Annotated in this window: 6 protein-coding genes; 5 read left to right on the forward strand and 1 reads right to left on the reverse strand. The window is 25.7% G+C overall.

Translation table 11 applies throughout. The features are described 5' to 3' along the window. Positions 1 to 144: 144 nt before the first annotated feature. The 5 genes from Q1X91_RS14510 to Q1X91_RS14530 are packed head-to-tail and all read left to right on the forward strand — an operon-like array spanning position 145 to position 4,378. Positions 145 to 936 carry a hypothetical protein gene (locus Q1X91_RS14510; protein WP_300759131.1) on the forward strand — a complete coding sequence of 264 codons (792 nt, stop codon included), beginning with the start codon at positions 145 to 147 and terminating at the stop codon, positions 934 to 936. 17 nt (positions 937 to 953) lie between these two features. Then, positions 954 to 1,580: an MBL fold metallo-hydrolase gene (locus Q1X91_RS14515; RefSeq protein ID WP_300759133.1), complete on the forward strand. Its 627-nt coding sequence runs from the start codon at positions 954 to 956 to the stop codon at positions 1,578 to 1,580. Between the two features lie 12 nt (positions 1,581 to 1,592). After that, on the forward strand, positions 1,593 to 2,489 hold the full coding sequence (locus Q1X91_RS14520; RefSeq protein ID WP_300759136.1) for a DUF1848 domain-containing protein: 897 nt from the start codon (positions 1,593 to 1,595) through the stop codon (positions 2,487 to 2,489). A gap of 15 nt (positions 2,490 to 2,504) precedes the next feature. Then, complete coding sequence (gene tilS / locus Q1X91_RS14525) at positions 2,505 to 3,887, forward strand: tRNA lysidine(34) synthetase TilS (RefSeq protein WP_300759138.1); 1,383 nt, start codon at positions 2,505 to 2,507, stop codon at positions 3,885 to 3,887. Positions 3,888 to 3,889: 2 nt separating this feature from the next. After that, entirely contained in the window at positions 3,890 to 4,378 is a 489-nt protein-coding gene (locus tag Q1X91_RS14530; RefSeq protein ID WP_300759140.1) for an NUDIX hydrolase, read from the forward strand. A gap of 59 nt (positions 4,379 to 4,437) precedes the next feature. Here the strand turns inward: Q1X91_RS14530 and Q1X91_RS14535 are convergent, their stop codons facing one another. Continuing rightward, the gene (locus tag Q1X91_RS14535; RefSeq protein WP_300759142.1) at positions 4,438 to 5,370 is read right to left on the reverse strand and encodes an alpha/beta hydrolase; all 933 of its coding nucleotides are present in this window, start codon (positions 5,368 to 5,370) and stop codon (positions 4,438 to 4,440) included. Positions 5,371 to 5,652 lie beyond the last annotated feature (282 nt).

Here is a 5,652-nt window from a genome sequence, read left to right on the forward strand (position 1 = left end):
TTCCTTTTTGTTTGTTGTGATAATTTAAATTATAAGGAATACCTCCTTTTTTTAAACTAAAACTGTGCAATATCTATGGCTCTTAAACAAAAAATATTATAAATATATATTGAAATTTGTATTTTTAGGGTTTATCATATGACAATGAAAAACATATTAATAATTTTTTTTATATTAAGTTCATTTTTATCAGCACAGTATTATTCTTATACTAATATTCCATCTTTTGAAAAAAGCGAATACTTTGTTCATAAAGGAATATCTGGAAAAAAGAATAATGCCTTAATAGTATACACAGAAACTTCAGTTGACAGCAAAGGATACTGGAATATTAAAGAAACATATATTAAAGGCTTTGTTACAAATAAGTTAAAAGACCCTTTTCTATTAGAAGAAAGCATGATGACCAATATAAGAAAGTCTGAAATGTATTCTATAATAGATTTGGCCAATATGCGTACAGTTTATAATAAAAGTATAGACTATCATGATTTCGGTACAATAGAAAATACATTTGATATAAGGGGTAAAATTAATTATACAAATGATTCTGGCTCTTTAGCCATATTTTCTATGTACGGGTCATATCAAATAGCAAGAACTTTTCCTATTGATATAACAAATACAATGAATATTGTTATGCCTACAGCTTCAAAGGACAATAAAGTAAAGGTATCTGTAGTAAATAACGGAATTAAAAAAATCAAAATAAATGTAGAAGAAAAAGAATGCTATGAGATGGAAATAAAAATTGAGGGCATACCTTTTGCTATATTCTTCCCTACAATAAATGCCTATATTGAAAAAGATGATAAAACAAGAAAAATAATAAAGTATAATACTTTGGCTGGAATGCTTGATACTATGGACGTTTTTCTTACACAAAATGGAAAAGAAAATGAGAAATCTCAGGAAAATAATAATAATGATAAATAAATTAGGAGAAAACAATAATGAGCGAATTAAAAGTAGACTGCATAAATATAAATATGTACGGAATGAATTCTTATATAGTATCTTGTGATGATGAGGCTATGATAATAGATATGGCTAAATTATCATTCGGATATGATGATTATAAAAAACTATTAAACGGAAAAAAACTTGTAAGAGTAATATATACACATGGACATTTTGATCATATATCTGGTTCTGATGATATAAGAAAAGAGTTCCCTGATGTTCCTCATTGTGTTCATAATCTTGACTATAATTTTTTTCAAGACCCTAATTTAAATGTAAGTGCATATCTTGGAAACATTATAACCTGTCAAAGCCCTGAAGAGAAATTTAATGACGGCGACACTTTCAAATTAAAAGATATAGAGTTTAAGGTTATACATACTCCGGGTCATACAGAGGGAGGAGTTTGTTTTTATACTGAAGGGCATTTATTCTGCGGAGATACAATATTTGCATACGGCATAGGAAGAACTGACTTTCCTACTGGTGATTATGATACATTAGAAAAAAGTATAAAAGAGAAAGTATTTGCTTTAGATGATAATACTCTTCTATACCCTGGTCATGATGCATACGGATTTAAATTATCGCAAAGAAAAAAAATGGGCGTATTTTAATCTCAATATAAAATGATAATTAGTGCAAGCAGGCGTAGTGATATACCTTCTCTTCATACAAAATGGTTTTTAAATAGATTAAAAGAAGGTTATGTCATCACTCAAAACCCTATAAACAAAAATAATTTTTATAAAGTAACTTTAAATAAAAACATCGTAGATATAATAGTATTTTGGTCAAAAAATCCTAATATAGATTTCTTAAAAGAAGTATATAATTTAGGTTATGAGTTTTATATTCATTTTACTATTACGCCTTATGATAAAACTATAGAAAAAAATATTCCAGATAAAGAATTATTAATAAAAAAATTTATAAAAATAAGTAAATTATTCGGAAAAGAAAAAATAGTTTGGAGATACGACCCTATTATACTAAATGATGATTTTGATGCTGATTATCATATAAATCATTTTAAAAACTTTTCTCATAGCTTAAATGGCTATACTGATGAATGTATATTCAGCTTTATTGAAATATATTCCAAAATAAAAAATAATATCAAAAATATAGATAATAATGATGAAAAAATATCATTAATAAAAACTATAAAAGAAATATCAGAAAAAAATAATATAAAATTAAAAAGCTGCTCTCAAAATATCGATATAACTGAAAAATCTTCATGCATAGATAAAGATAGAATACAAAAAATATTAGGCTATTCTATAAAAGAAAAAAAAGATAAATCTCAAAGAAAATTATGCTGTTGTATTGAAAGTATCGATATAGGTATGTATAATACATGTACTAATGGCTGTATATATTGCTATGCCAATTCAAAAAATATATTAAAAGATTATGATGAAAAGAGTGAAATATTATCGGATAAATATTTAAATGATAATAAAAATATACAAGAGAGAAAAATAATTATCAATGAAAAAAGTAAAGTATTTAAATTATAAATTACGGATAACATAATGATAAAAGAAACTTCACAATTTTTAATTTCAAATATAGATGATATAAAAAATAAAACATTAGCAGTTGCATATTCTGGAGGAATTGATTCTCAGGTTATGCTTAATATCGCATACAGATTAAAAGAGGAATTATCATTTAATTTAATAATGATACATGTTAATTATAATCTAAGAGGAGAAGATTCTGCTAATGATGAATTATTTGCCCGCAGTATGGCTAAAAAATATAATATAGATATATATGTTAAAGAAATACCGCCAAACAGTTATATCGGGAAAAATATCCAGCTTGAAGCTAGAAATGACAGATACGCTTTTTTTGAGGAGCTTTATAATAAAAAAATATATGATTATCTTTTAATAGCACATAATAAAGATGATTTAGCTGAAACTATAATATACAGAATAATTAAAGGTGCTGGAACTGATGTTTATAAAAGTTTAAGAGAAAAAAAAAGATATATTTTAAGACCAATTTTAAACTTTTACAGAAAAGACATTGAAATATATGCTCAAATTAATTCTCTATCTCACAGAGAAGATTATTCAAATAAAAAAAATTATTATGCAAGAAATAAAATAAGAAACCTAATAATACCAATGCTTGAAGAAATAAATAAAAATGCCAAAACAAATATTATACGGTTTGCAAAAAGAAGCTATGAAGAAACTTCTATATTGAGAAAAAAAGTTAATAAATTATATAAAAAAAATATATTTGAAAAAAATAAAAAACTTAATATAAAAAAAATAAAAAATATAAAAAGTCTTTTTATAAAAAAAATCATAATAAAACTTTTAGCCAAAAATAGTATAGAAATAACAGAAAAAAGAGTTATTGAAATATTAAACATAATAAAATCTGATAAGCCTAATATTAAATTAAGGCTTGATAATTGCTATATCATAAAAGAATATAATATTATAAAAATAAAACCTATACAAATAAAAAATGAAGAATATAATTATATAAAAATATATAAAGACGGAGTATATAACTTTTTAGATAAAAAAGCAGAAGTAAAAAGAGTTTTAAATAAAGATATTGATTATAAAGAAGGTTTATATATAAAAGCTAAGTACCCTATTATAATAAGAACTAAAAAAGACGGGGATTTTATATATGCATATCCTAATAATCAAAAAAAATATTTAAGAAAGATTTTTATAGATTTAAAAATATCAGCATATGAGAGAAATACAATACCCGTAATAACTTCAGAAGATGATAATAACATATTGGCATTATACTTAGAGCCTTACGGATTAAACAGAATATCAAATGAAGAAGCTGTAAGTGAAGAAGATGAATATATATTAAAAATCAGCTTTCATAATGACTATGATACTAAAAATTATAAAGGTAAAAGGGATAATTAAAAATGGCATTTTCAGAAAATGAGAGAATGATATTTGGAAAAGGTGTAGGCTGTGTTGTAATAAAAAACGGTAAAGTTCTTCTTGGACGTCATAATTACGGCAGAGGAAACGGACTTCTTATAATACCAGGCGGATTTATTAATGAAGGAGAACTTCCTGCAGAAGCCGCAGAGCGTGAGGTATTGGAAGAGACTAATGTAAAAGTAAGTGCCAAAGAAATAATATCTATGCGTTTTACTTATAATGATTGGTATTTAGTATTTAGAGCAGAGTATATTTCAGGAGAAGCTAGAGTTAATGACAGTGAAAACAGCGAGGTTATTTGGCTTGATATAGAAGAGGCTTTAAATAGAAAAGATGTGCCTCCTCTTACAAAAGAAGCAATAAAATCATACTCAAATTTTATGAACTCAGAAAATAAATATGCTATGAGTATAAAAGAAGATTATGACGCTTCAAGAGAAAGAGGCTCTTATGCCTATTATGATTGATGAGGCTGATTTTAATAAATAAAAAAGTATAGGCAAATTTACCTATACTTCAAAAAATATTATGCTATATGAGAATTAAGCCAAGCAATTATCTCATTATACACATCATCTCTTTGAACATCATTAAGTATTTCATGTCTTCCGTCTTTATAGAGACTTATATTAACATCTTTAAAGCCTAATGATTGATACATATCATATACCCATTTAACACCTCTTCCCATATCTCCTACAGGGTCTTTATCTCCAGATATTAAAAGTATAGGGAAGTCTCTATTCATAGAAGAATAATTATCTTTATTTGAAATTTTATCAATAAGCTCAAACATCTGTATATATGTTTCTATACTTGCAGGCTTATCTGCAAAATATTCATCTTCCTGAACTTTTTTAATTTCTTCTTTATCTGAAGTAAGCCAAGCAAGATTAGAATTTTCTTTAGGGAAGAATTTTTTTCCGTATCCTCCTACAGATAACTTATCAAGCAAATGTGCTCTTTTTCTTCCTCCGAATATAGATTTCTGAAAATTAGCTATAGTCTTTCCAAAATTCTCTATACCTTTCATTTTTCCTCTAGTACCCATTATAATAGCACCGTCTAGGTCTTTATAATACTTTATTAAAAAACCCCTTGTTAGAAATGAACCCATACTATGACCAAACATAAAGTATGGTATATTAGGATAATCAGCTTTGGTGTTTACCATTAAATGTTTTAAATCTTCTATTATCAGTTCATGCCCTTTTTCATCAGCTATATGTCCTATTTGATCCTTACTCACAGTGCTTCTTCCAAAACCTCTATGATCATCAGCACAAACTAAAAAACCAGCTTCATTTAATTTTTCAGCAAACTCTTTATATCTTCCTGCATGTTCTCCAAGCCCATGAACTATCTGCACAACACCTTTAGGCTTAGAATCTGGAATAAAGATATATGTATACATTCTATGACCATCATCAGATATTAATACTCTGTTTAGCATTTTCATAAAAAAGACTCCAATAAATATAAAAATCTATTAAAAAATTGTTTTTACAATTATTATATTCTACTAACAATATAGACAAATCAGCAAATAATACTGCCAATCATAAAATGAATTATATCCTTAAAAATAATAATAAATTATATAGCATTTTTTTTCTTAATGCAATAAATATTTTACTATATTTTTGTTTAAGAGCCATAGATATTGCACACTTTTATTTTAAAAAAAGAAGGTATTCCTTATAATTTAAATTGCTATAAATAACCCCAAAGGAATACCTAT

The sequence above is a fragment of the uncultured Brachyspira sp. genome (genome assembly GCF_949287625.1).
Classification (GTDB): domain Bacteria; phylum Spirochaetota; class Brachyspiria; order Brachyspirales; family Brachyspiraceae; genus Brachyspira.